18 protein-coding genes, 1 tRNA gene and 1 riboswitch are annotated in these 25,187 nt (G+C 51.5%); of the genes, 11 read left to right on the top strand and 8 right to left on the bottom strand.

What is annotated here, in order from left to right; all coding sequences use genetic code 11:
• Window positions 1-21 precede the first annotated feature (21 nt).
• On the top strand, window positions 22-2,784 hold the full coding sequence (locus NEA10_RS00230; protein ID WP_252663237.1) for a filamentous hemagglutinin N-terminal domain-containing protein: 2,763 nt from the start codon (window positions 22-24) through the stop codon (window positions 2,782-2,784).
• A 20-nt stretch (window positions 2,785-2,804) separates the two neighbouring features.
• Here NEA10_RS00230 and NEA10_RS00225 read toward each other — a convergent pair.
• Window positions 2,805-2,876 (bottom strand) — tRNA-Val (locus NEA10_RS00225).
• A gap of 290 nt (window positions 2,877-3,166) precedes the next feature.
• Here NEA10_RS00225 and NEA10_RS00220 point away from each other — a divergent pair.
• Window positions 3,167-4,090 (top strand): undecaprenyl-diphosphate phosphatase, encoded by a 924-nt coding sequence (locus NEA10_RS00220; protein ID WP_252663236.1) that lies wholly within the window; start codon window positions 3,167-3,169, stop codon window positions 4,088-4,090.
• Between the two features lie 902 nt (window positions 4,091-4,992).
• Here NEA10_RS00220 and NEA10_RS00215 read toward each other — a convergent pair.
• Complete coding sequence (locus NEA10_RS00215; RefSeq protein ID WP_252663235.1) at window positions 4,993-5,298, bottom strand: DUF4278 domain-containing protein; 306 nt, start codon at window positions 5,296-5,298, stop codon at window positions 4,993-4,995.
• A 34-nt stretch (window positions 5,299-5,332) separates the two neighbouring features.
• Window positions 5,333-5,423, bottom strand: a riboswitch (Glutamine riboswitch).
• Window positions 5,424-5,676: 253 nt separating this feature from the next.
• Here NEA10_RS00215 and NEA10_RS00210 point away from each other — a divergent pair.
• The 4 genes from NEA10_RS00210 to rdgB all read left to right on the top strand — a co-directional run bounded on the left by NEA10_RS00210 (window position 5,677) and on the right by rdgB (window position 11,308).
• Window positions 5,677-8,262, top strand: coding sequence for an NACHT domain-containing protein (locus tag NEA10_RS00210; protein WP_252663234.1), 2,586 nt, complete (start codon window positions 5,677-5,679; stop codon window positions 8,260-8,262).
• 48 nt (window positions 8,263-8,310) lie between these two features.
• Window positions 8,311-9,549: a hypothetical protein gene (locus NEA10_RS00205; protein ID WP_252663233.1), complete on the top strand. Its 1,239-nt coding sequence runs from the start codon at window positions 8,311-8,313 to the stop codon at window positions 9,547-9,549.
• Between the two features lie 266 nt (window positions 9,550-9,815).
• Window positions 9,816-10,733 (top strand): lipoyl synthase, encoded by a 918-nt coding sequence (lipA, locus tag NEA10_RS00200; RefSeq protein ID WP_252663232.1) that lies wholly within the window; start codon window positions 9,816-9,818, stop codon window positions 10,731-10,733.
• The gene (gene rdgB, locus NEA10_RS00195; protein ID WP_252663231.1) at window positions 10,733-11,308 is read left to right on the top strand and encodes an RdgB/HAM1 family non-canonical purine NTP pyrophosphatase; all 576 of its coding nucleotides are present in this window, start codon (window positions 10,733-10,735) and stop codon (window positions 11,306-11,308) included. The genes lipA and rdgB overlap by 1 nt, the downstream gene beginning before the upstream one ends.
• Here the strand turns inward: rdgB and NEA10_RS00190 are convergent.
• On the bottom strand, window positions 11,305-11,787 hold the full coding sequence (locus NEA10_RS00190) for an acyl-CoA thioesterase (RefSeq protein ID WP_252665421.1): 483 nt from the start codon (window positions 11,785-11,787) through the stop codon (window positions 11,305-11,307). The genes rdgB and NEA10_RS00190 overlap by 4 nt on opposite strands.
• Before the next feature lie 151 nt (window positions 11,788-11,938).
• Here NEA10_RS00190 and NEA10_RS00185 point away from each other — a divergent pair, with 151 nt between their 5' ends.
• On the top strand, window positions 11,939-12,760 hold the full coding sequence (locus tag NEA10_RS00185) for a universal stress protein (protein WP_252663230.1): 822 nt from the start codon (window positions 11,939-11,941) through the stop codon (window positions 12,758-12,760).
• A gap of 101 nt (window positions 12,761-12,861) precedes the next feature.
• On the opposite strand, the gene psbM is transcribed toward NEA10_RS00185, so the two are convergent.
• The 3 genes from psbM to NEA10_RS00170 form a co-directional block, all read right to left on the bottom strand.
• Window positions 12,862-12,966: a photosystem II reaction center protein PsbM gene (gene psbM / locus NEA10_RS00180; RefSeq protein WP_074162898.1), complete on the bottom strand. Its 105-nt coding sequence runs from the start codon at window positions 12,964-12,966 to the stop codon at window positions 12,862-12,864.
• 43 nt (window positions 12,967-13,009) lie between these two features.
• A complete protein-coding gene (locus NEA10_RS00175) occupies window positions 13,010-13,306 on the bottom strand; it encodes a 2Fe-2S iron-sulfur cluster-binding protein (protein ID WP_252663229.1) in 297 nt (98 codons plus the stop codon).
• A 141-nt stretch (window positions 13,307-13,447) separates the two neighbouring features.
• Window positions 13,448-15,112 (bottom strand): TolC family protein, encoded by a 1,665-nt coding sequence (locus NEA10_RS00170; protein WP_252663228.1) that lies wholly within the window; start codon window positions 15,110-15,112, stop codon window positions 13,448-13,450.
• Window positions 15,113-15,425: 313 nt separating this feature from the next.
• On the opposite strand from NEA10_RS00170, the gene NEA10_RS00165 reads away from it, so the two are divergent.
• Window positions 15,426-15,956, top strand: a complete 531-nt coding sequence (locus NEA10_RS00165; protein ID WP_252663227.1) for an outer membrane protein assembly factor BamD — start codon at window positions 15,426-15,428, stop codon at window positions 15,954-15,956.
• A 5-nt stretch (window positions 15,957-15,961) separates the two neighbouring features.
• On the opposite strand, the gene cobQ is transcribed toward NEA10_RS00165, so the two are convergent.
• Complete coding sequence (cobQ, locus tag NEA10_RS00160; RefSeq protein ID WP_252663226.1) at window positions 15,962-17,428, bottom strand: cobyric acid synthase CobQ; 1,467 nt, start codon at window positions 17,426-17,428, stop codon at window positions 15,962-15,964.
• Between the two features lie 241 nt (window positions 17,429-17,669).
• On the opposite strand from cobQ, the gene NEA10_RS00155 reads away from it, so the two are divergent.
• Window positions 17,670-20,813 carry a sll1366 family intein-prone helicase gene (locus NEA10_RS00155; RefSeq protein WP_252663225.1) on the top strand — a complete coding sequence of 1,048 codons (3,144 nt, stop codon included), beginning with the start codon at window positions 17,670-17,672 and terminating at the stop codon, window positions 20,811-20,813.
• Window positions 20,814-20,840: 27 nt separating this feature from the next.
• Here the strand turns inward: NEA10_RS00155 and NEA10_RS20790 are convergent, their stop codons facing one another.
• A complete protein-coding gene (locus NEA10_RS20790; RefSeq protein WP_258719049.1) occupies window positions 20,841-20,969 on the bottom strand; it encodes a hypothetical protein in 129 nt (42 codons plus the stop codon).
• Between the two features lie 181 nt (window positions 20,970-21,150).
• Between NEA10_RS20790 and NEA10_RS00150 the strand changes: the two genes are divergently transcribed.
• Both NEA10_RS00150 and NEA10_RS00145 read left to right on the top strand, forming a co-directional pair.
• The gene (locus tag NEA10_RS00150; RefSeq protein WP_252663224.1) at window positions 21,151-22,530 is read left to right on the top strand and encodes an adenylate/guanylate cyclase domain-containing protein; all 1,380 of its coding nucleotides are present in this window, start codon (window positions 21,151-21,153) and stop codon (window positions 22,528-22,530) included.
• A gap of 735 nt (window positions 22,531-23,265) precedes the next feature.
• Entirely contained in the window at window positions 23,266-25,035 is a 1,770-nt protein-coding gene (locus NEA10_RS00145; protein WP_252663223.1) for a CHASE2 domain-containing protein, read from the top strand.
• Window positions 25,036-25,187: the final 152 nt, after the last annotated feature.

Genomic DNA, 25,187 nt, shown 5'->3' with positions numbered 1-25,187 from the left:
CTATTCGATGAGACTTGCCAGATGAGCCATCACGTACTCCAGGACATCCATTGGCCGCACCTCGTCGCTGGCCTGGTCATCCTCCAGAGCCTAACCCCCAGCCCCAGCCTCTCACAACTGCGTCCAGATGACAGCCTCCCGGAAAACTCCCGTCTGGTTCCCGAGGGGAATCAGATTCGCATTGAAGGGGGAACTGTGCGAGGAGATACCCTCTTCCATAGTTTTCAGGAGTTTTCCATTCCAGAATCCCTTGAGGTTCATCTTGATAATGCGCCCAACCTGGAGACGATTATCACCCGAGTGACGGGTTCGGACCTCTCCCAACTCGATGGACATCTCAGTGCTAACGGAACCGCTAATCTAATTCTGATTAATCCCAATGGCATTCACTTTGGCGACAATGCACGATTATCCATTGGTGGGGCCTTTTTAGGGACGACGGCCGAACAAATCCAGTTTGCCGATGGTAGCGTTTGGGGAACCTCCCCCAGCCAATCTCCCCCGCTCCTGCAAATCTCGGTTCCCATCGGTCTTCAGTTTGGTGACACTCCGGGAACGATTGTCAATCGCTCTCAGGCCCGGGATAGTCAGGGGGAGGTGAGGGGGTTAGACGCGGCCCAACTGAGTTTGTTGGCAGGAGAGGTGCAGATGGTGGGGGGAGGAGTGCGATCGCCCCAGAGAATGGAGTTCGGGAGTTTTGGCCCCGGAAGCCGGGTTAATCTCGATGGCCAGGGACGGGTGGCGGCGGTGACGGCCAGGACCTTAGGACCGATTGAATTAACTCAGGGAGCCATCCTGGAGGGGGGAGAGATTCGCCTGTTGGGTGATCGCCTGGCCATGACCGAGGCCCAGATTCTTTCATCGGGAACCGGTGCGATCGCCATTGACATGCAGACTGGGGTTGACTTAAACCCAGAGTCTCGCATCCTCTCCCAAAATGGCCCCGATGTCCAGATTCAAACCCAACAGTTCCACCTCAGGGATAATGCGGCTGTGGTCAGTTCTGTGGATGACGGTGGCCAGGGAGGAGACATTACCCTAGAGGCGAGGGAAGGAATCATGCTACTGGGTAGTGGGTTCGAGCCGTTCAGTCAGTATCTGGCCACGATGGCGGGGGATGGCTTGCAACCCCTCACTGTTATAAGCGGCATCTTTTCTCAAGGGGTTTCCGGTCAGGCTGGGGATATTCACCTGATCACCGATGGGGATTTGACCCTCCAGCAAGGTTCAATGGTCAATCAGGCCGTGTTTGAGTCGGCCCAGGGAGGAAATCTTACCGTTGATGTCGGGGAGAGCCTAGATATACAGGAATCTGGTTTTCTGAGCCTGACACTTCCCAATAGTCAGGGGTCAGCCGCCGATGTCACTATCAATACTGATCGCTTACGTATCCGTGACGGTGGCATCGTAGCGGGGGCAACCTTCGGCGATGGCCATAGCGGTCAGATTACCATTGCAGCCCAGGATAGGATTGATGTAATCAATAGCCGTGCCGATGCTTTCATTCTCACAGGAATTTTCAGTAACTCCTTTTTAGCAACCGGGACAGCAGGGGATATTCATATCGTTACCACTCATCTGCGAGCCGTTGACGGTGGGACAATTGCCTCCAACAGCGGCGGCTGGTTAGGCAATGTCCTTATTATAGAAGGGGGGTCAGGAGGCGATATCAACATTCAAGCCCGAGAATCCCTGGAACTGACGGGATTATCCGAGGATGGACGCTTTGGCAGTGGGATTGTTACCGCCACCTTCGGCAGCTTTCCCTCGGGGAATGTGACCCTGCATACCCCCCGCTTAATTCTCCAGGATGGAGCGGGTTTATCCACGGAAACGTTCGGTCCTGCTGATGGAGGGCGGTTAGAGGTCAGAGCTGATGAGATTCACCTATCGGGGCGATCGCCAATCTTTGGCTTTAGGAACTTCTTCGCCTCCACCTCAGGCCGTCAAGATATTCGTCCAGATGCCACGGGAGCGGGTGGGGATATCCAAGTATTTAGCGATCGCATTACTCTAAGAGATGACTCTCGTTTCGATGTGCGTAGCTTCGGAGAGGGAGCCGCCGGCAACTTAGAGGTCACAGCCCGTGAGATTCTGTTAGACCGAGGCAGTAACTTTAATGCCGAGACGGTGTCCGGTCCCGGGGGCAATATCCAAGTGCGATCGCAGGCCCTACAATTACGCCAGGGCAGTACCATCAACACCGATGCGGGGACCGCTGACGGGGGGAATATCAGCATCACCACCTCCACCCTCGTCGCCCTCGAAAACAGTAACATCAGTGCCAACGCTCTCGAAGGTCGTGGTGGACAAGTTCACATTACCGCCGAGGGGATGTTCGGCATTGCCTTTCGTGAGTCGCCAACGGCTCAAAGTGATATTACCGCCAGTTCCCTCCTCGGACCCGAATTTAGTGGCGAAGTCAGCATCAACAGTCCAGAGATTAATTTCTCCGCTGCCCTAATGTCTCTCCCCGAGCCTCTCACCCCCCTAGTGATGTTATCTAATTGCCACATTGGGGACAGCCGCTTTATCACCACCGGCCAGGGAGGATTACCCCAGGTTCCCTGGACTCCCACAACAGACCCAGTTGTCTGGGAAGATATACAGGTACCGGCGGCCCCAACTGACGTCAGCGAACAGCCACCCCAGTCACCCTCATCTCCCCAACCCCGACTCAGAGAAGCCCAGGCCCTACAATTTGACGACCAAGGAACTCCCCGGCTTGCGGGCGATCGCACCCCTCAGCCGAGTCTCCTGATTCCGGGCAATCCTGGCTGTTAAAGGCTATAACTGATTTTAAATGGGCGGTACTGGGATTGAACCAGTGACATCCTGCTTGTAAGGCAGGCGCTCTACCGCTGAGCTAACCGCCCCCAGAGGGGATGTTGCACAGTTGACCGCTTACAAGCATCATGTGCGCAACGGTTTAGTATAATAACAGACTTTGAGGACAATCGATCTCCATTTCAGAATTTTTTTTAACCCCATCTTCAAACATGAACAAGCTAAACTGAGTCAGTAATCGCTGAAAGCCCAGACTCAAAACAAAAAAACAAAAACAAGAGTCATTTTAATTAGTACAGCAAAATCTCCAAACCTAACGGTCTCCCCTCTTGCCTCTTGCCTTTTGCCTCTTGCCTCTTGCCCCTCCCCCCTTGCCCCCATGACCATCTTTGAATCCATTCTCCTGGGAATCATCCAAGGCATTTTTATGTTTTTCCCAGTCAGTTCCACGAGTCACCTGGTGTTAACCCAACATTGGCTGATTCAGCAGGGGTCGAGTTTACCCTCACCCGAAAGTGCCGAGATGATTTTGTTCGATTTAATCGTCCATGTGGGGACTCTGATTTCCATTGCTGTCGTCTTTCGCCGCAGTCTCAGCCGGTTTCTGGCTCAGGTGTGGCGGGATTTAGCTCAATTGCTGTCCGAGTGGCGATCGCAACCGGGCCAGTTTAAAGGATTAACCTCCTTACTGGTTCCCACCCATCCCCGAGAGGGCGATCGCCTCTACCTGCGTCTGGCCGTTCTCGGCCTACTATCAGTATTCGTCACCGGCTTAATTGGCTTTCCCATGCGATCGCTATTTAAGGAAATCTTCGCCCATCCCCTGGCCATTTCCGTCACCCTAACCATCACCGGCATTCTCCTCTGGTACACCGATCGCAAATTACGCCAACCCCGAGGCTTACGACAAATCACCCCCTGGGTGGCCACGGTCATCGGTATCGGCCAAGGATTAGCTCTCATGCCGGGCCTCAGCCGCAGTGGGATGACCATTTCCTTTGCCTTATTTGTCGGTTTAAAACGACAATGGGCCGCTGAATATAGCTTTTTTATCGCCTTCCCCACCATTCTCGGGGCTACAGCCTTACAACTGATTGATGTCTTACGGGCCGACTCCCTCACCCTGGAGTTTCTGCCCCTATTCATTGGCTTCCTAGTGGCGGCCGTCGTCGGGATTGGGGCCCTACAGATTGTCCTGAATTTCCTCTACAAAGCCCGATTCCGCTATTTCTCCTATTATCTCTGGGTCTTAGCGATTATCGTCGCTTGGGGGGCCATCAGCGGTCGGTTTGCAGTGGTCTAACCGAGACCGTTTTGGGAGAGACCTAAATCCCTCTATACAAAACAACAACGACACCCAGACCAGTCGGACGAGTGATTTCCTCATAGTTGTTGAGACTTTCTGGAGGCACAGCCAAAAACATCTCTCGGGGATGATTGTGCTGAGTTGCTCCCAGTCGGCTAATTCGAGGAGGTTTCAGTCGCTTGGGCGGGTGTCGTTGTGTTTTGGAGTTGGACAGATGTTAGAGTTAACAGCGTATTTACCTCGTTTACTAATGTGGACTGCGCTGTGCTTATCTGCCGTGAAGCCTTCTTCCGGCTTCTGATTACCACTATAGGCAACTCACCCTAGATATGCAAGTCAATTTAATGAAATGTTACAGTTAAAAGCTAGGCTCAATTATATCTTTGAAGATGCTTTTTCATTGAGTATAAATACTCTTAAACGCAACACCTAGCCTCATGAATCCGGCAATTCCACATTAGTCTCCCTGTTTCCGGCTCTACTTAAAGTCGGTTGGGTGGGGGTGAAATCAGTGATTCTTCGGCTAGGTGCTGGGGCAGTCATGAATCAACAAACTGCATCGACACTGACAAAACGAAATTAGGATTGAAACCTCCAATAAAGAACTACAACGGAGGCAAAGGCAACGTTCCGGCTAATTCCAGGTCAAGTTGATCTCTGCCTTACTGTCTACTCTACACAATTGGCGATCGCCCTAACCCGAAATGATAGCAATTTTTACTTAACGAGAGTATCTGATTTACGAATATAAATTTCTGTAACATTTAGGGTTCCCCCCCTACCCCTCAAACAGTATCAAGCCGACCCAGAATGTCTAGGTCGGCTCTGTTATTAGCCAGCAATCATATAGCAGGTCTTGCTGACAGCTTTTAAGTGGGACTCAGTTGAGGGTGAGAGAACTACGCACCCAACTCGGCGAAGGAGCGATTCAACATAGTCAGATGACGACGTTCACTGCGACGAGTGTTGTTCATCATCAAACGACGAGACTGTTCTGAAACAGATTCCGCCTGACCTGCTTCGTTAGTGCGATAGCTGACACCCCGATATTTCAGTTCAATGGTGGGCTGTTGAGTCAACTTAGGTTGAACGTTACAAAAGCGCCAATCTAAGCCACGATACTTGCCAGACCCTTCTGTAGAAGCTTGTGCTTCGACTTGAACCGGAGTGGTGTTGTAAGCAATGCCGCGATAAGTGAGTTCCATGGTTTTCGCCTCCAGAGCGTGAAATGAGCAAAGAGGCGCGTTCCTTCGGGAGTTGTCCCTACTTCCGTCTCCCCTCACTTGGCTCTAAGATGTTTAGAGCGTGGTGATGTGGAGAGATGAACGATTTATCTTTCTGTATCTATTTTTACCGTTTTCAAATTAAATGTCAAGGCCTCAGGTGAATTGATACATTTGTTTACCTACAGGGGGTAGGCAGTTTTGGGCAACTTTGCAATTTTTGCGGTTAAACTGGGCGAAGCAAGCCTCAGGACTGACGTTTCCCTTGTCTTCGGCACGTTTCCTATGTGTCTATCCCAATTAGCGGTGAGGTCTGAAACAATGGATCAATTGGAAACTGCGTCTGATTCACAGCTCGTCATGGCGGCTGTTGTGTTCAGTGATGCTGTCGGCTTTAGTGCCAGAATGGCTGTCGATGAAAACCGTACCCTACGGTTGGTGGAACGAGACCTAACGCTGATGACCGAAATTTGTCAGCGTCAGGGGGGGCAGGTTCTCAAATCCACGGGAGATGGGTTATTAATGTACTTCGAGCAAGCCATCTCCGCTGTTGCCTGTGCCCTTGAGATTCAACAACAGCTCGTAGAACAGCGCAAAACCCTATCAGACCCTGACATTTTAGAGCATCGCATCGGCATTCATGTCGGGAATGTCTATCTTAAAGATAATGACATCATGGGCAATGGGGTCAATATCGCGGCCCGCTTACAAACCCAAGCTGAACCCAACGGAATCTGTATCTCGAAGTCGGTTTACGATGATGTCAAGAAAACCCTATCGGTGAAGGCGACCTATTTGGGACTTCGGGAACTCAAAAATATCAGTGATGCCTTCCCCGTTTATCAGATTTTATTAGAGTCAGGCGATCGCCCCAAACGCCAGCCCAGTCCAACTGTCCCTCTACGCCAAGACTATCGGAACCGGCAAGTCCTCCTTGAGAAAGTTCATCAAATCTGGATTAAGGGCGGTTTGGAACGTTCCTTACAAGGGCGAGTGCTGTTGGACTTAGGACTCGCCTCTCGCGAGGATCTGTTGGATCGTCCCTGGGGAATGACGTGGCAACAGGAGAGTCATTCTGAACCCCTACCATCGGGAACTCAAGCCTTGGATAAGTTTGATGAGTTGGGCGTCGGGCGAACTCTACTGATTTTAGGGGAACCCGGGTCTGGTAAGACAACAACATTGCTAGAAATGGCTCGGGAGTTGATTGAACGGGCCAGGTACGATGTCAGCCTACCGATTCCCGTCCTGTTTAACCTCTCATCTTGGCGGGGGAAACGACAAACAATCGCCGATTGGCTCGTGGCAGAACTTAAACACAAGTATCAGGTGCGTCAGCAAACTGCAAGCACTTGGATTCAGGAACAGAAACTCCTCCTACTTCTTGATGGTTTAGACGAAGTACAATCGAACCGCCGAGAGGCTTGTGTTGCAGCTATTAATGAGTTTTATCAAGACCACGGACAAACAGAACTAATTGTCTGTAGCCGGGTTCAAGATTATGAAGCCTTGAACACTCGTCTACAACTTCAAGGGGCAATTTGTTTACAACCCCTCACCTCTGAGCAGGTTAGTGATTATTTCCAGGGGACTGGTGATGCCTTGGCTGGGGTCGCACAGGTGATGGACGAGGATACCCATTTACGAGAGTTCGGGCGATCGCCATTGATGCTGAGTATCATGTCCCTGGCGTATCAGGGGATGTCCGCCTCTGAACTCCAAGAAACGGTCACCCCCGAACAACGACGTCAGCATTTGTTTGATACCTATATTCAACGAATGCTTAACCGTCATGTTGGCCCCAAACCCTATTCTGACCAACAGACTCAACATTGGCTGAGCTATTTAGCAAAACAGTTAGTTCGCGAGTCCCAAACTATATTCTTGATTGAAGGGATTCAGCTAAATTGGCTACAGACAAAGCAACAAATCCTGGAATACAATCTAAAACTTTCAGTTATTTTGGGGGCAGTCCTGGGAGCTATACTCTGGACATTTTTTCCTTATGTTATCACAACGTCTCTAGAGGAATTTCCCCTGTTTTTAATATTGCTGTTTGGGGGAATTATAGTTGGAGGAGTTAGTGCGGTTTGTTGGACAGAACTCCAAACAGTCTTAGGTCAAAAACTATTGAAACCCATCGGTGCTTTAGGGTTCAGTCTTTTGGTGGGTTTGATTGTTTTGATGTTGGGCTGGCTTTTTGGACTAATATACAGCTCGGTAGCTGGTATGGATTCAGTCTTGACTCAACCCGTAAACGTGCCGGTTCTCTATCTTTCTTATGTTGGTCTCGGGCTGCTGTTTTGGTCGGTGCTAAAGAATCCAATTATCCCAGCTAATCAGCTTCAATGGTCTAGTTTTGCAGGCAAAAAGAGTCTTGCAAAGGGGATGTGGTGGGGATTAGGATTTGGGCTTGTTTTCGGAGGAATTGCCGTCTTTAATGCCTTGTCAAATAATTTTGAATTATCAGGAGAAAGCTTGCATAATTCCTTGTTCACCCTATTGCTGGCTCCGATTTTGTTTGGAATTCCCTTGGGTATAATGAGTCAGCTCGTCGGTGGACTGATTGCGTTTTTGATTGGGGGATTTACAGGAATTGGCATTGATAAAACCACATGGCCGAATCAGGGAATTTGGCAAGCTCTGTATAACGCCTCAATTTTAGGGGGTATTGTCATCGTTCTCTTAGGAACCCTGTTCGGACTACTCGGCGGACCGATTCCTGTTGCGATCGCCATTGGGGTCGCGGTAGCCCTATTGAGTGGTGGACTTACGGCCCTCAAACATGGGCTTCTCAGGAGTATGCTGCGATCGCATCAATTGATTCCTAGAAACGATGCCCATTTCCTAGACTATGCTACCACCTGTATTTTTCTCCAAAAAATGGGGGGAGGCTATATTTTTATTCACCGTTTCCTCTTAGAACATTTTGCAGCAATGCCTTGATAGCAACAAATAATAAACAACCGCTATAGAAATCTGAGGTAAGTCCTTATGAATTCGTTAACTCGGAATGCTCGTTTACTGATTCTTGTCAATCTCTTCCTAATTGGCGGATGGTCTATTCTCTTGTGGGTAGCGAATACCGCCAGTCGTCAGAGCTTAGCAGAAGCCAAGGAAGACCGGGAACAACTCTATCAACAGTTTCCTCCAAAACCGGCTAACACCCTTGCCTCAGATCTAGATGCATTTGGGCAAGACATCAGCGATTCTGAAATCCCTAGTTCTCTTCAGCCTTACCTGAAAAAAATAGTCGAGACGACAGAAGACTCTCTCCCAGACATTCCCGAGGCTCTGATAACGTCTCTCGATGCACAGCAACAGGAATTGAGGACACTTCGCGATCGCCTTGTGCAAGGAGAAGCCTTAGACTGGGGGATGGGCTACGATATCAGAACTATCTCAGTCACCACCTCTCTACCCAGCTTTCTCAGTCGGTTTAATGTCTTCAGGCTAATGTTAGTTCAAGCCATCAGAGATGATCGTGCAGGAGAAACAGACGAAGTATTCTTGACCCTAAAAGCACTCACTCGGCTTGTAGATTCTTTTCCTCAACAGCCAGACCTAATCGCTCAAATTATTAGTTTAAATGCCCACAATGATCTAGCAGCAGTTCTACGTCAACTTGATGACGTTCCTCAAGAAATCTATCCTGAACTTAATCAAACCGTCAAAAAACTAGAAATGTCCATACTAAATGGACTTCAAGTCGAAGGACATATCCACACATCTTTATATCAGGATGACTATCTATTGGGAGAAACCTCTCCAATTGGTAGCTTTCTCTGGATATTAGCGACCCCCTACCTTAACCTAGTTGCAGCCGAAACCTGGGACAATCATAGTCAAATGTTGCAGGGAATCAAAGGATCTGACGTCTGTGCAATTGAAGTGGAAGACTTGAGGGGCACTATCCAACCAACGCGATGGAATTTTATTGACTACTCAAATGTGATTGATTATAGTTTTAGCTTTTGGGTGAGAGTGCAACAATTGAAATTTGCCCTGGAGTTGACCGAAAAGGTTCAACAAGTTAAGACCCAAGCCCGTCAGCAAGGGCAGTTCCCTCAACGTATAACCGGAATTGAGACGTCAAGTTGTCCAGGAAGTCAGTGGCGTTATCAAGTCAATCCCGATGGCACAGCCACACTTGACCTTGAGGGAATCCCCCCAGTGGTTAAAGAATTTGGCTCTGATTCCTATGTCACTCGTTTTGACATCCTTTCCCGCTAGACCGTCTCCACAGGCATTTTGTTTAACGTCCAACCCCTGCCCGAGGTCAGATAATTAACTCCCGACCCTACTGCCTTTTGCCTCTTGCCTCTTACCTAGGGTGACCAGGGTTCGACTATCGCTCACCTACCATAAAAGTCTACGTCTTTCCCCTCTTGGGAGGGGTGCCCGGAGGGCGGGGTGGGTTCTCCGGTGTTCCCTCTTCCTTCCCTCCTCCCCCACGGTACAATGAAACCTTCAGTCCTCTTGCAATAGGTAGATTAATCGTGGAGCGAGCCACCCTCAAACCCGACTGGTTGCGTGTCAAAGCCCCCCAATGGCAACGAGTGGGTAACGTTAAAGAGATTCTCCGAGACCTCAGCCTCAACACCGTCTGTGAGGAAGCCTCTTGTCCCAACATTGGTGAGTGTTTCAACAATGGGACTGCCACCTTCCTGATTATGGGACCGGCTTGCACTCGCGCCTGTCCCTACTGTGATATTGACTTTGAGAAGAAACCTCAGCCCCTCGACGTCAACGAACCCCACCATCTCGCCGAAGCTGTGCGGCGACTGAGGCTCAATCATGTGGTGATCACCTCCGTGAATCGGGATGATTTGCCTGACGGTGGAGCCACTCAGTTTGTCAACTGTATTGAGGCGGTGCGTCAAGAGTCCCCAGGAACCACCATTGAGGTGTTGATTCCGGATCTCTGTGGGAACTGGCAGGCGTTAGGAACCATTCTGGCGGCTCAGCCGGAAGTCCTCAATCACAATACAGAGACTGTGCCACGTTTATATCGCCGTACCCGTCCCCAGGGAGATTATCAACGGAGCCTGGAGTTGTTACGACGGACTCGTGAGTTAGCTCCCTGGGTGTACAGTAAATCTGGAATTATGGTCGGTTTGGGGGAAGAAGATGCGGAAGTGCGTCAGGTGATGCGAGACTTGCGGGCGGTGGACTGCGATATCCTCACCCTGGGGCAATATCTGCAACCGAGTCAGAAGCATTTAGGCGTTCAGGATTTTATCGCCCCTGAACAGTTTGAGGCTTGGCGGGAGTATGGGGAGTCCATTGGCTTCTTGCAGGTGGTGGCCTCGCCTCTGACGCGGAGTTCCTATCACGCCGAACAGGTGCGATCGCTCATGGAACGCTATCCCCGGACTCCAACGCCCATCACCCCTATTGCCACAACTGCAAACTGATGACGATTCTCATTGTTGCCACGGGGAATCCCGGTAAACTCAAGGAAATACAGGAGTATCTGGAGGAGACGAACTGGGAACTTCAGTTAAAACCCCAAGACCTTGAGATTGAGGAAACCGGGACAACCTTTGCTGAAAATGCTCGCCTCAAAGCTGTGACGGTGGCTCAAGTGACCGGACAGTGGGCGATCGCCGATGATTCGGGTCTAGCGGTCGATGCCCTCAACGGTCGTCCGGGTATCCACTCAGCCCGCTATGGGAGCAGCGATGGCGATCGCATCCAACGCCTGTTACGGGAACTGGGGGACCGAGACGATCGCCAGGCCCAGTTTATCTGTGCCATCGCGATCGCCAATCCTCAGGGGGCGATCGCCCTAGACGTCCAAGGCTGTTGTCCCGGAGAAATCCTCAAGGCCCCGAGAGGCAACGGAGGATTCGGCTACGATCCCATCTTCTGGGTTGAACAGCAGCAGCAAACCTTTGCCGAGATGGCCCCCGAAACCAAAAAAGCCTGTAGTCATCGGGGATTAGCCTTTCAGCACCTGCTGCCCAAACTCGCACAACTCCAAAGCTAAGACGAAGTTTGCGCCAATTTAGCGAAGACCTCATGCAAAACCGGGGGGAGACGACGCATAATTTTGCCCTTCTCGCGATCAACCGTCACCAAGGTAATGCGGGCACTGAGAAACGGCTCTCCCCCTTCCATCGGCACAATCTGATAGTCCCAATTGAGGCGGACACCGGCCCCCGGCTCCATGGACGTGCGGACAATCGCCGTTTCCCCAAGGCGCATAGCCCGGTGATAGCGCGTGGACAACTCCACCACCAACAACTCACACCCGAGAGCTACTAAATCCTCGTAATCAATCCCAATCGATCGCAGACATTCCACGCGGGCCTCTTCCATCCAGGCAATATACTGTCCATGCCAGACCACCCCCCCATAATCCGTATGGTGAGGATGGGCCCGGACTGGATACTCGAACCATAAGCCATCGCCAACGACCGAGCGGTTTTGGATTGCTCCCGTGGGGAGATGTTCTGAATCGCGCATCACAAACTGTTTCAAAACGCTACATTTCTACAAATTTTGGGCCGGTTATCGGGCTTATCCTTAATCTTAGTGTCGTTGCACAAGTTTGGGCACACCGCAGCCGAACGGTACACCCTAGCATGACGTTTTGTCAATACCCAATACTAAAACTATGATTGAAAGAATTCTTGTTGCCGTCGCCGGACGGGGGTTGTGCGAAGAGATGCTGAACCAACTCCTGGAGATTCCGGAGATTCAGCGAGCTGAAATCACGGTTCTCCACGTAGTTCCCCCCCAAGTCTCCGCCGATTTAGTCTCTGAAAAACTAGAGGAGGGGGGACGAGTCCTCGCTCAGGCCGTCCAATCCCTGAAAGTCGATCCCAGTAAAATCAACCCACGACTGAAACAAGGAGACCCAAAAACCATCGTCTGTGACGTGGCCAAAGAAGAAAACGCCGATTTGATCATCATGGGATCTCGGGGTTTGGGCCGTCTGGTCTCAATTCTGGAGAATTCCGTCAGTCAGTATGTGTTCCAACTGGCCGACCGCCCCATGTTATTGGTCAAAGATGAGGTCTATGTCAAACGGCTCAAACGAGTCATGGTGGCCCTGGATGCCTCCGAGTCCGCCCAAGAGTCCCTAGACTTGACTCTGTCTTGGGTTAAGGATCTCAAAGACGCCAAACTGATTCTCACCCATGTGAATCCTCCAGATAAGAACGTGGCCCCCGACAATGACCCAGTCTTAAACGCGGCCCGTGAGAAAGCTAAACGCCTGGGTTTGCAAACCCAAAGCCTCATCGCCTCAGGGAAAGCCGGTCCCGAGATTTGCCGCCTCGCGGAAGATAACAATGTTGATTTGTTGGTCTTGGGGTCTCCAGACCGTCGCCCCAACATTGCCAAAGCCTTACCTGACTTAGATCGCCTCCTGGGTCAATCTCTCTCGGACTATGTTCGCGTCTACGCCAACTGTCCCGTTTTGTTGGCCCGTTAGTGCTTCGGAAACGATTCAGACAAAACCCCCCAGCTTTGAGTAAAACTGGGGGGTTTGTTGGGACGGGATGAGCTGACATGGATCAAGACTGATCGGGTTGCCTAGCTCTCCCGGCTTTGGGTCTGGATATACAGAATTAACAAGAAAACCGTGGGCACGAGCACAAATAAAAGACTCGCTACAAAACCAAGATCATTAACTTCCATAGAAAGCCTCGAGCATCTTAAACAATGAAGCTCCTCTAGGATATCATGGCTTGGTTTTAATGCTCACCTCGCCATTGACCTGAACTTGACAGGCTAAACGATAGCTGTCGGGTTTCTTGCGTAACTTCCGCTTTTCTGTTTCCGTTGGTGGCGATAGGTTCTCCATGCCCTCAATCACGTCAACAATGCAGGTTCCACATTGTCCGTAACCCCCACAGTTCGTCAGCTTGCCCCAGGTTTTGTAGACATCAACTTTATTTTCAAGGGCTTTAATCCGTAGATTTGCACCATCGGCGGCGACAATTTCCAACTCCTCGTTAACAAACTTAATATTAGCCATGGGTACTCTCCATCTGTGGGCTTGGCATCTAACAATTAAGGGGTAATTTTATGTTAACAATCTTTACGATTTTTGTAAAATATTGTTAATCCCCGAGTCCCCTAAGCCGGGGATGAGGGGGCCTCCCCCCCCCTGACGCCATCACCGCAGCCGTTCTTGAATCTCATCAATAAAGGGATGATTGCTAACCGCCCGCCGTAATTGAGCTAAGGAGCGGTTGTAGCCCAAAATAGCGGTTACTCGGTTCCCCTGAGCCTGAGTGAAATCATTCTGAGCCGCAATCACATCCGTTTGGGTTCCCACCCCTGCCCGAAATCGTGCCCGGGCTAACTCCAGACTTTCCTCAGCCAACTCCAGGGCCGCCGTGGCGCGGCTGACGTTTTGCAGGCGAGAGTTAAGTTGATAGTAAGACTCTTCTACCTCAGAGCGGACCTGATTACGAGCATTGGCAAAACGCACAGAGGCCGACTCTTCCTGGGCTTCAAGTTGGCGAATGGCGGCGGCTCTGGCCCCCCCATCAAAGAGGTTCCACTGCATCTGGGCCCCGGCTGAGTACCCCTCGGTTAAGCCGCTGACGCCATCGCCCGAGGTGGTAACTAAGTTGGCGGAGCCAAATAAGGAAAATTGGGGCAGTCCCTGCGATCGCACCACCCGTTGTTGTTCCTGAGCAATATCGCGATCAATCAACTCCTGTTGCAGTTCAGCCCGATTGCGAAACGCCAAAATGATGGTTTCATCCAGAGGTAGCTCCCAAACCCCTGCCAAATTCACCGGATCAGCAGCGGCCAGATCCACCGATTGGGGGACATTCAAAATTCGTGCTAACTGCCGTCGTGATACCTGTTGCTCCGCCAAAGCCTCATTGAGAATCTGCTGATCATTGGCTAACTGCACCTCAGCTCGCAACACATCAAAGCGAGTTCCCAACCCGCCCGCTTCGAGAGCCTGAGCATCCCGCAAACTCTGTTCAGCATTCTCCACAGCAGCCTGGCCAATCCGCACATTCATATCCGCCTCTTGGATATTGTAGTAGGCGTTTCGAACCTGAAAGCGAACCTGTTCGAGCTGTTGCTCAATCTGTAATTCCGTGTTGCGCACTTGGGCTTCAGCGGCTGCAATCCGACCGGCGCGGCCGCCAAAATCAAATACCGTGTAGTTAACACTCAGTTCCGTATTCCAGGTGGTCGAGGTGGGGTCACCTTGGGTGGGCGATCGCTGCCCCAGAGTCTCTTCCTGGCGGCGAATACTCAGACGAGCGTTTGCAGAATCACTCCAGGTTAAGTTCGAGGAGAGGTTCACATTGGGGAACAAATCGGCTTGGGTTTCTCGGAGACTGGCTAAGCTTTGTTCCAAACTCAGCTCAGCTTGCCGAAGGTCAAGATTATTACGAACTGCCAGCTCTAAGGCTTGGTTGAGGGTAATGGGTTGAATCCCTTCAATATCCACCTCCTCGGGCCGAGTGGGAAAGCGTAGGAAATTGGGATGGGGATCTAAAAAAGAGGGCGGCGGTTCATTCGGATCAATGGGGCCAACCTCAAACGCCGGAGGAAAATCGGGAAGCTCAGGAAACCCACGTTCCGGGAGGATTTGGGCCAGATGAGAGGCCGAATTGCCTTCGGTCGGAGTGGGGAGTCCGTCTGCTTGCAACGACTCCACCGTTCGCTCTGTGGGGATGGAGTCGCCCTCAGAGACGGCCTCCTTGGTTAAGTCTTTACCTAACGCTTTCGGGGTGGCTTGAACCTCAACACAATTGAGGGCGATGGCGGCTGTTAAGCTAATCACCATCCAATCACGCAATCTGGTCATATGCTTTGTCTGAAATTCGCCAAGCGTCGGACGGGTATGAGAGTCCTTTGCAACAGAAATCTGGGCAATTCGGGATTGTCCCCTTAGCACCATAGCAGTTCGTTTGCGGGGTTGGACGGAAAACAGACAAAAATTTCTGCCCCGGCGACACCCCCCCAGGTTGATCGCCCCTGGGGCATTTTCCCGGGAGGGCGATCGCGATACTATAGCCGTAGATGACGACTGTCATACTAGGAGTCCGGTTCCACGATGCCCTCAAGCACTGTGGCTCAAGTGAACTCCTTTGTACACCATTCACCGTTGTCCAGTTCTTGTGAGTAGCCCCGATGCCAGTGATCTGGCCCGCATTAACTACGAAACTGCTAAAGAGGAGTTTGAACAAGGCCGTTACCGGCAGGCGGTCATCCTCCTTGAACAAGCCAGTGCCCTCAGCGAACGCGCGAGCCCCCTCGGGGGTGACATTCAAATTTGGCTGGTGAGTGCCTATCAATCTGTTGGCGACTATCCTGCCGCAATCCGCCTCTGTCGTCAACTGAGTCGTCATCCTAACTGGGCCACCCGCCAGCAGAGTCGTCGCCTATTGGCCATCTTAGAAGCGCCTCGCCTCGCCTCCCGCCCTGAGTGGAACGTGAGCATTCCCGACTTAACTCCCACCGAAGTGGCTCAGGGGAGCGATCGCAAAGGGTCCAACCCCAGGGGGGGCCGTCGTCCCCCCAAACCTCGACCTCTCCGTGAACCCGACCCCATTGATCCGAGTCAGATCAACCGCTCAGACAATCAGTTTGTCTGGTTTGCCCTGATAAGTAGTCTCTTAATTCTGGGGGCCTTAATCGGTTTGAGTTAAGCCGGCTACTGAAGCAGGGGACTAATATCAAGAGTTTGCTCCACAAAGTCCGTGAGGTTTTCCAGGAGCGTATCTCGCTGTTCCCGATAGTTAGGAATGCCTGTCGGTAACGCTTTGAGACCTCGCTGCTGCCGTAAGCGGTTCAGCCAGGTCCGCCGCCAGGGACCACTATCGAAAATGCCATGAAGATAGGTTCCCCAGACCGATTGATAGCTATCCACAACCCCCAACTTGGCATCCTCGAACAGGGGTTGAAACGCATCGGTCTCGGCCAACTTAGAGCGACCCCGATGCAACTCATAGCCGGTAACATGGAGTCCCATATGAGGATAGGTGGAGGTGACGGACCGCTGACGGGCCACCTTTTGCTGGGTAATGACTGTGGTCATCGGCAGCAATGACAAACCCGAAATGCGTCCTTCCATCCCTTCGACTCCCTCAGGATCAGCGACAAACTCCCCCAACATCTGAAAGCCCCCGGCAATGCCCAATACCGTACCCCCAGCAGCCTGGTAATCCAGAATTTCCTGAGCCATTCCTGACTCTCGTAATGCCTCTAAATCCGCTAGAGTCGTACGACTTCCCGGTACAATTACCGCGTCGGGATAGCCTAATGACTGTTTGAGAGAGACATACTTCACCCGCACCGTGGGTTCTGCATCCAAGGGGTCAAAATCAGAGAACCCGGTTAAATGGGGCAGGCGGATGACGGCTACAGTTACCTCGGGAGCGGTGGGTTTACCATGGCGTTTTAGCAAGTTGAGGGTTCCCTGATGAGAACAGGCGATCGCATCCCAAGGAATCACCCCCAGGACAGGAATTCCCGTGCGGTCCTCTAGCCAGGAGACCGCCCCTTGACGGATGGCTTGCGGACCGCGCCATTTGTTGATAACAATCCCTCGTACTAAGGCTCGTTCAATCGGTTCTAATAACTCTAAGGTTCCCACCACATGAGCCAGAGCGCCACCCCGCTCACTATCGACCAGTAACAGTGTTGGGGAGTTGAGATAGCGGGCCACCCGCATATTGGCTAAATCTGAGGTTCGCAGATGCACCTCCGCCGCACTGCCGGCGCCCTCACAGATTAAGAGGTCAAACTCCCCCCCCAACTGCTCCAAGCATTGACGCACAATCTCCCAACCCTCACGTTCAGCCCAGTGGTGAAACTCATTCATGCTGAGGGTTTCCATGATGACCCCCTTGACAATAATTTGATAGGCGGAATCTCCTTTGGGGCGGAGTAAGAGCGGATTCATTTCTACGGCTGGGGCAATTCCGGCCGCCCAGGCCTGGAGGGCTTGAGCATAACTCATCTCGCCCCCAATCTCCGTTAGATAGGATTGTAGGCTGACACTAGCTCCCTTAAAGGGAGAAATGCGCACGCCTTGGCGGGAGAGTAAGCGACAAAGTGCTGTCGTTATGATCGACTTCCCGGCTTCAGATGTTGTCCCCAACACGGTAAGGGCTTTCATGCAAAACTGCCTCTGAACAACCAATTGAGATGTAAGCTGCGATTAGGGCGATCGCCCCGGCTCCCCTGTGATATCGCTCCAATCTTACACATCAATTTCTGCCATGTCAGATCGCCTGGCTTGTCAAAGCCTTCAGGGGAGCGAGGTGAGATCCGACTAAAGCCGCTAGAAAATCCTGCCATGGCACAGTAGCATAGACGATAGACACCCTACACTCGCATCTAACCGCACCTGAGACCGAATGGCAGTTTTACACGGCAGTTGGCTCCTCGACAACAATTCCTTTTTCCTGTGGGGAGAGACCTGGCGGCGTCTGGCTCCGGATGCGATCGCCCCGAGCGAGGACATCGCTGAGCATCCCTTTGCCCTCAACCCTGACGACCTGCATCAGTATCTCCGTCAACAACAGCTTAACCTGTCCCCTGATTGCCCGTCTCAGATACAACGGCTGCAACTGCCTAGTCAAAACGATGATAGCGGTTTACGCCCGGTCTACTCCGCTGGCCCGAGTCTTGATGAGATGAGCCTGAGTTTACAGCCCTGGCGGGTTCCTGGCCTGGAGTTAAGTCCCCAACAGGCCCTAACCCTCTTACGCCAATTGCCCCTGACGGTGGCTGAGGCAGATTCGGGATCTGGGCAACGTTGGCTCGGCCCGGATTTGCGACTCTGGCAGCATCTGAGTCGTTGGAGCTTGGATTTGCTGGCCCGAGGGAAGTTTGTCCCTGGCGTTGTGCTACGGGCGGATGGTCGCCTGGAGGCCCGTTGGCAACTGCTGCTGGATAGTCCCCGAGATAGCGATCGCCTCTATCGCTTTAGTCAACGCTTTCCCGAGGCCTGTCGGGCCGTCGCCCCCGAGTCTGACCCCACAGCGACAGCGGCCAACCCCCCGAGTCCCCAGATCCTGATTCGTAGCTTCCTCAGTGCGATCGTTGATTGCCAAGTCCGGCACATGTGTCCCCCTCTTGAGGAGACCCCTGTTCCCCCTTTCTTAAAAGAATGGTTGACAGGACTGACGGGTTCTCAGCCCCATCTTAATCTCAGTCTCAAACAAGCAGAACCCCTAGCCAGTACCCTCAACGCTTGGCTAGCCCCAGTAGAGTCGGCCCTATTGGGACAAAACCAATTTCGCACCGCTTTACGTCTTGACCCCCCCGGCTCAGGGGAGAACACTTGGTCTTTGGAATTTCTCCTGCAAGCGGTGTACGACCCCAGTTTTACCGTTCCCGCTGCCACCATCTGGACTCACCCGGTTGATCGCCTCAGTTTGGAAGGTCATAGGATTAACCGCCCTCAAGAAACCCTACTCAGTGGTCTTGGCTTAGCCTCACGGCTCTATCCCACCCTAGAAGGAAGCCTCGAAACCTCTCGCCCGGAACGCTGCTCTCTTGATGCGATTCAAGCCTATGAGTTTCTCAAAACCGTGCGTTGGCGATTACAAGAAACGGGCCTTGGGGTCATTCTACCCCCGAGTTTAGAGAGTCTAGATGGCCCCTCAGGGCGTATGGGCCTACAGGTACGAGTGGAAGCTCCCAAACCGGGGGAAAGTTTGGGACTTCAGGGACTTCTCAACTTCCAATGGGAGCTGAGCCTAGGGGGAAAAACCATTTCCAAAGCTGAATTTGACCATCTGACCACTCAGGGAAGTCCTCTGGTAGATGTGGATGGGGAATGGGTGGAGTTACGGGTGGCGGATGTGCGGGCGGCTCAGGAGTTTTTTAATACTCGTCAGGGAGACTTGGCCCTGTCTTTGGAAGATGCTCTGCGCATTAGTATGGGGGACACTCAAACTCTGGGGAAACTGCCAGTGGTGCAGTTTGAAGCCAGTGGGGTGATGCAGGAGTTGATGGACACCCTGACGGGAAAACGCCACTTGGAACCCTTGGCAGCTCCTTCTGGCTTTGCTGGGGAATTGCGCCCCTATCAATCCCGGGGGGTGGGCTGGTTGGCGTTTCTGGAGCGTTGGGGCTTGGGGGCCTGTTTAGCGGATGATATGGGGTTGGGCAAAACCATCCAAACCATCGCCTTTTTACAGTATTTGCAGGAACAAGGGGCGCTCAATGCCCCGGTGTTATTGGTTTGTCCCACGTCAGTGTTGGGTAACTGGGAGCGGGAAGTCAAGAAGTTTGGCTCCTCCCTCTCTGTGCAAGTCCATCATGGGGCTAAACGAGCCAAAGGCAAGCGGTTACATCAGGTGGCCAAGGACCATGATTTACTCATTACCAGCTATGCTCTGGTCTATCGAGATCTCAAGACCCTACAGGGCATCAACTGGCGAGTCCTGGTCTTAGATGAGGCTCAAAATATTAAGAATCATCAAGCGAAGCAATCCCAGGCAGTGCGTCAACTGGCTAGTGAGTTTCGCATCGCATTAACGGGGACTCCGGTTGAGAATCGCCTCTCAGAACTTTGGTCAATTTTAGATTTTTTGAATCCTGGTTATTTGGGCAATTCAGGCTTTTTTAAACGGCGCTTCGCGATTCCCATTGAGCGTTATGGGGATACGGACTCGTTGAAAACCTTGCGATCGCTCGTGCAGCCGTTTATTCTTCGCCGCTTAAAAACGGACAAAGATATTATTCAGGATTTACCGGAAAAACAGGAGATGACGGAGTTTTGTCCGTTAACTCCGAAACAAGCCGAGCGATATCAAGCTTTGGTTCAGGACTCTCTAGGGGCCATCGACGCCGCAGATGGAATTCAGCGACGGGGCTTGGTGTTGGGCCTACTGACCCAACTCAAACAGGTCTGTAATCATCCTCAGCTATTGGGACTCAAAACCCAGAAAAATAAGCAGGATATTCTCAAGCGTATGACTCAAGATTCTGGGAAGATGCAGCGTTTGGAAGAACTCCTGGATGAACTGATTGCTGAGGGCGATCGCGCGTTAATTTTTACTCAATTTTCTGAATGGGGCAAGGTTCTAAAAACTCATTTGGAGCGACGGCTGGGGAGTGATGTTTTATTTCTGTATGGTGCCACCCGCAAACATCAGCGGGAGGAGATGGTGGAACGATTCCAAGAAGACCCCCAAGGTCCCCGTGTTTTTATTCTCTCCCTTAAAGCGGGAGGAACTGGCTTAAATCTGACCCGAGCCAATCATGTGTTTCATGTCGATCGCTGGTGGAATCCGGCGGTGGAAAATCAAGCGACCGATCGCGTCTTTCGCATTGGTCAAACACGCAATGTTCAGGTTCATAAATTTGTCAGTCAGGGAACCTTAGAGGAAAAAATTCACGATTTGATTGAAAGTAAACAGGCTCTGGCAGAACAAGTGGTGAGTTCTGGAGAGTCTTGGTTGGCCGATTTGGATACGGACCACTTACGAAACCTCTTATTACTGGATCGCACGGCAATTGTTGAGGAAGACTCAGGCTCAAATGTCTAGGATTGGAGCGGGTGCAGCCTGGTTCCCTCAGCCAGTCATGGCCGACAGGTGCTTAGCCGGAACGTTATGGCGGCTGAGGCTGGCCAGAGAACTCAGCGGTAGATATAGTAGTAGGGTAGATAAAACGGCATCACTGGCGAGATCGTGTTGTGTCAAGGCTGTTGGTCATGGTCGCTTTAGTCTTTCTAGACTCTCAGGGTGGCTTTGAAATCCTAGTTTGGCCCCCTACCCCAGGTGGGGTTAGGGGAGAACCTACATTTGAATCGGGAGTTAGCCGATGGTCTTGAGTAGGCTGCTATTGCAAGGGTGGGGATGGTTTCCAGTGCTTGCAGTGATCATGGTTATCATTCTAAATCACTGGCGTGGGGCCACCTCGCGACTTCGGCAAGGAGAATATGAGAGCGATCGCCGGCTATTACAGTTTTTAGAGGCGTTACCCCTAGGGATCTGCGTTCTTAATCCCGATGGCAGTGTTCATTATGTTAATGTCATGGCCAATGCGCTGTTCGGGGACGCTGGGATTCCTGGGAGTTGCGATGCACGGCGTAAGGCGGCTCCGGCCTATATTGCTGGTACTGAAGAACTCTTCCCTCCTGACAACACGCCCGCCTTCCGAGCCTTGGCGGGTCATTCCTCCAAGAGATATACCCTGGATGTTCAAGTGCAACAGGGTCGCATTCCTTTGGAAATGTGGGGGACGCCAATTTTGAGTCCTGAGGGAACAGTGACCTTTGCCGTGGTGGCATTTCAGGACATTACGGCCCGTCGCCAGGCCGATGCCGCTCGGGAACAGGTTACCCGTGAGCTATTTGAGGTTAACCAGGAGTTAGATCGGGCTCTGAATATGGAGCTTCAGTTGACGGATGCAGCAGCTCGCTTTGTGCCCCATGAATTTCTCTCATTTTTGGGCTATGAGAGTTTGGTTGATGTGCAACTGGGGGAGGCGGTTGAGAAAGAAATGTCGATTCTCTTTGCTGATATTCGCAATTTTACAAGTTTGTCAGAAACGATGATCTTGGAGGACAATTTTAAGTTCATCAATGCTTATTTATCTCGAATGGAGCCGATGATTTCTGAGAATAATGGCTTTATTGATAAGTATATTGGTGATGCGATTATGGCCTTGTTTGGTGGGGGGGCTGATGATGCTGTTCGAGCAGGAATCGCTATGTTGGAGCGTCTCAATGATTACAATACCACCCGCCAACGTCCAGAGCGTCCCCCCCTTAAGATTGGTATTGGCATCAATACAGGGTCGTTAATGTTGGGGATTGTCGGGGGACAACATCATTTAGATACAACGGTAATTAGTGATGCGGTTAATTTAGCATCTCGAATTGAAGGGCTAACAAAAATTTATGGAACTCCGTTGCTGATTTCTCATGATACTTTTTTACAGCTCGAAGATACAAATCGGTATTTGATTCGTCTGATTGATCGGGTCTCAGTTCATGGTAAGTCTGAAAAAGTTTCCGTTTTTGAGGTGTTTGATGCTGATCCACCGGATATTAGAAATGCCAAATTAAAGGAGAGAACTCATTTTGAGAAAGCGGTTTTGTTATACCATGTACAACATTATTCTGAAGCAAAAATATTGTTTGAGCATTGTTTGCATAACATCCAAGAGGATCGACCTTGTGAGATTTACTTGGAACGCTGTGCCCAGTTTGAAAAATTCCCCTGGGGGAGTGAGAATGACCCTAAAACCTTACTGTAGCTCCCCGAATTATCCGGTGTTTGCGTAAGAGTAGATCCTTTGGGGTGAGGGGTGAAACCCCTCATTTTGAACCCGTTATGACATGGGATAGCGTCAATTTCCGCAATTTAACGGATGACAAGATGCCCTTTAGTCTCAGATGATATGTGTATGGCATGACTTGCCAACTGTCGTCAGGGTGCATCAACTTATGGTTAACGTTCTTTGGGGTTCTTTACCTATCATTGGTTTGAGCTTTGTAACTTTTAGTGGGATGGGCAAATCCGTCAGTCCCCCAGAGTGGGTTAGTGTCCCAGGGTATCGGGATGAGGTGGTCAGCACGAGCAGTCACAGGAACAGAACCTCAGATGTGTTCGAGCCACGAGAGGATAATGAGGGACAACCTCAGGAAACCGTTGGCTAAGGTGTGGAGTTCTGCTAACAGAGACCGCGTTAGTCTGGGAGAGAACCCGCAATACGGGTTAAGAGAGATTTCCGGGTAGAGGGGCCTGGGGAGGTGTACATGAGGATGGAGACTTCCACAAGAGCTGGGGGGAACCTCTCTCAACAGGTTGGGTGAAAACCCTGGGGTATCACGGGAAAAAAAACACTACACTGGAAAAACGAGCATTATAGAGAGCCAGGGGGCCATGCACCCCCTGCTCGTCATCTCTATCCATCAGACTTCATCTGCGGACGACCATTATGCTGATCGCGCCTCCCCGATTTCGTACTCGAACGGGGCATCCTGAATCTATGTGCACCAGTTCCCGAGTTCAAGACCGATTACGGCAATGGCGAGCGCAACTTGGAGTAGTGGTTGGTACAACTGGCATTGTCGTAGCGGCAACCACTGGGGGCCTGTTTCAGATGCTGGAGGCGGCCATGTTGGATTGGTATATTCAACACCGACCGCTGGAGGCCCCAGATCCACGGTTGGTGTTGATTACGATTGATGATGATGATGTTCGCAGGGCCGGAGAATGGCCCTTGTCTGATGAACAGTTGGCAGTATTACTGGAACAGGTGCGATCGCAACAGCCCCGTGTTCTAGGACTCCATCTCTATCGGGAGGTTCCCATTCCACCGGGGAGCGATCGCCTGTCAGCGGTTCTGGCGACGACGCCTAACCTGATTGGTTTGGAGAAATATATTGGACAGTCTGTGCCCCCACCGCCGATTTTGCAACAACTGAATCAGGTGGGATTGGCGGATATGGTGATGGACCCGGATGGAGTGATTCGTCGGGGGCTGGTGTCGGTTCGGGGGAACGATGGCAGAATTCGTAATAGTTTTGCAGCGGCGTTGGCGTTGATGTACCTGCAAGCGGAAGACGTCCCCATTGAACCCCAGGGGTCTGGCAGTAGTCGGGTTCAGTTAGGCAAAACCTTGATTGAATCCCTGCGGCAAAATGATGGGGGCTACGCTCAGATTGATGATGGGGGCTATCAGGTGATTCTCAATTACCGGGGCACTCAGGAGAACTTTGAGACTGTTTCCATGACGGAGGTTTTGGCCGGTGAGGTGCCCGATGACTTATTTCGCGATCGCATTGCCATGATTGGCCTGGTCACCCCAACCTATCAGGAGCATTACAACACCCCTTATAGTAACCGAGTGCGCGATCGCTACACTCAGATGTCTGGCCTACTCATTCACGCCAACCTCACCAGCCAACTCGTCAGCGCCGCCTTGGATGGTCGCAGCATGATTCGCTTCCCCAGCCCTGTCTTAGAATGGATTTGGGTGTTCGGCTGGGCCAGTGCTGGAACCCTCATAAGTTGGTACTGGTGGCAAACCAGTCAGTTTCGCAATCACAAATCCCCCGCCTGGGGTCTTCTGAGTGTTTATCTCGGAACTTTATGTCTGATTCTCCCGGTCATTGGCTATGTGGCCTTTATCAAGGGTTGTTGGGTTCCTGTCATCTCTCCCATTTCTGCTGCATTGATGGCTAGCTTTCTAGTCAGTCTGCATAATGTTCATCGCCTCCAGAAACTCGCTACCTGTGATGGCTTGACGCAACTGGGGAACCGTCGTTACTTTGACCTCTACCTAGAGCGTCTGTGGTCTTCAAGTCTACGCCGGCAACAGCCAATTTCTCTGATTCTCTGTGATGTGGACTACTTTAAGCCCTACAACGACACCTACGGGCATCGTCAGGGGGACGACTGTTTGCAACAAATTGCTCAGGCGTTAAGTTTGTCAGTGCGCAGTGGTGATGTGGTGGCTCGTTATGGCGGGGAGGAATTTGCTATCATTCTGCCGGATACGAGTGTAACCGATGCCATGATGGTGGCCCGACGCCTCAATGATAGGGTTCGTCATTTGCAGTTGGGACACAAAACCTCGGACGTTGCCCCTTATGTGACCCTCAGTTGTGGTGTGGCTCATCTCATCCCCCAATGGTCAAATAGCCCCCGTGAACTGATTGAAGCGGCGGATTATGCCCTTTATGAAGCCAAAGAGAAGGGGCGTAATACCTGTGTGTTACGGCAACTTCCAGAGCAGACCTCGTCGGAATATTAACTGATTTAACAACAGGCTGTTGAAGGTTCAGTTTCGAGAGAGAATGAAAGCTTATCTGTCTGTCTGTCTGACTACAAAATCCAAGGATTTGTAGTAGTCAGATTATAAAGGACGTTGATGTGGCGGAAAATCCTTAGCACAAAAGATGTTTA

This window comes from Phormidium yuhuli AB48 (assembly GCF_023983615.1).
In the GTDB taxonomy this organism is placed as follows: Bacteria; Cyanobacteriota; Cyanobacteriia; order Cyanobacteriales; family Geitlerinemataceae; genus Sodalinema; species Sodalinema yuhuli.
This window is presented reverse-complemented; position numbering and strand designations above follow the sequence as displayed.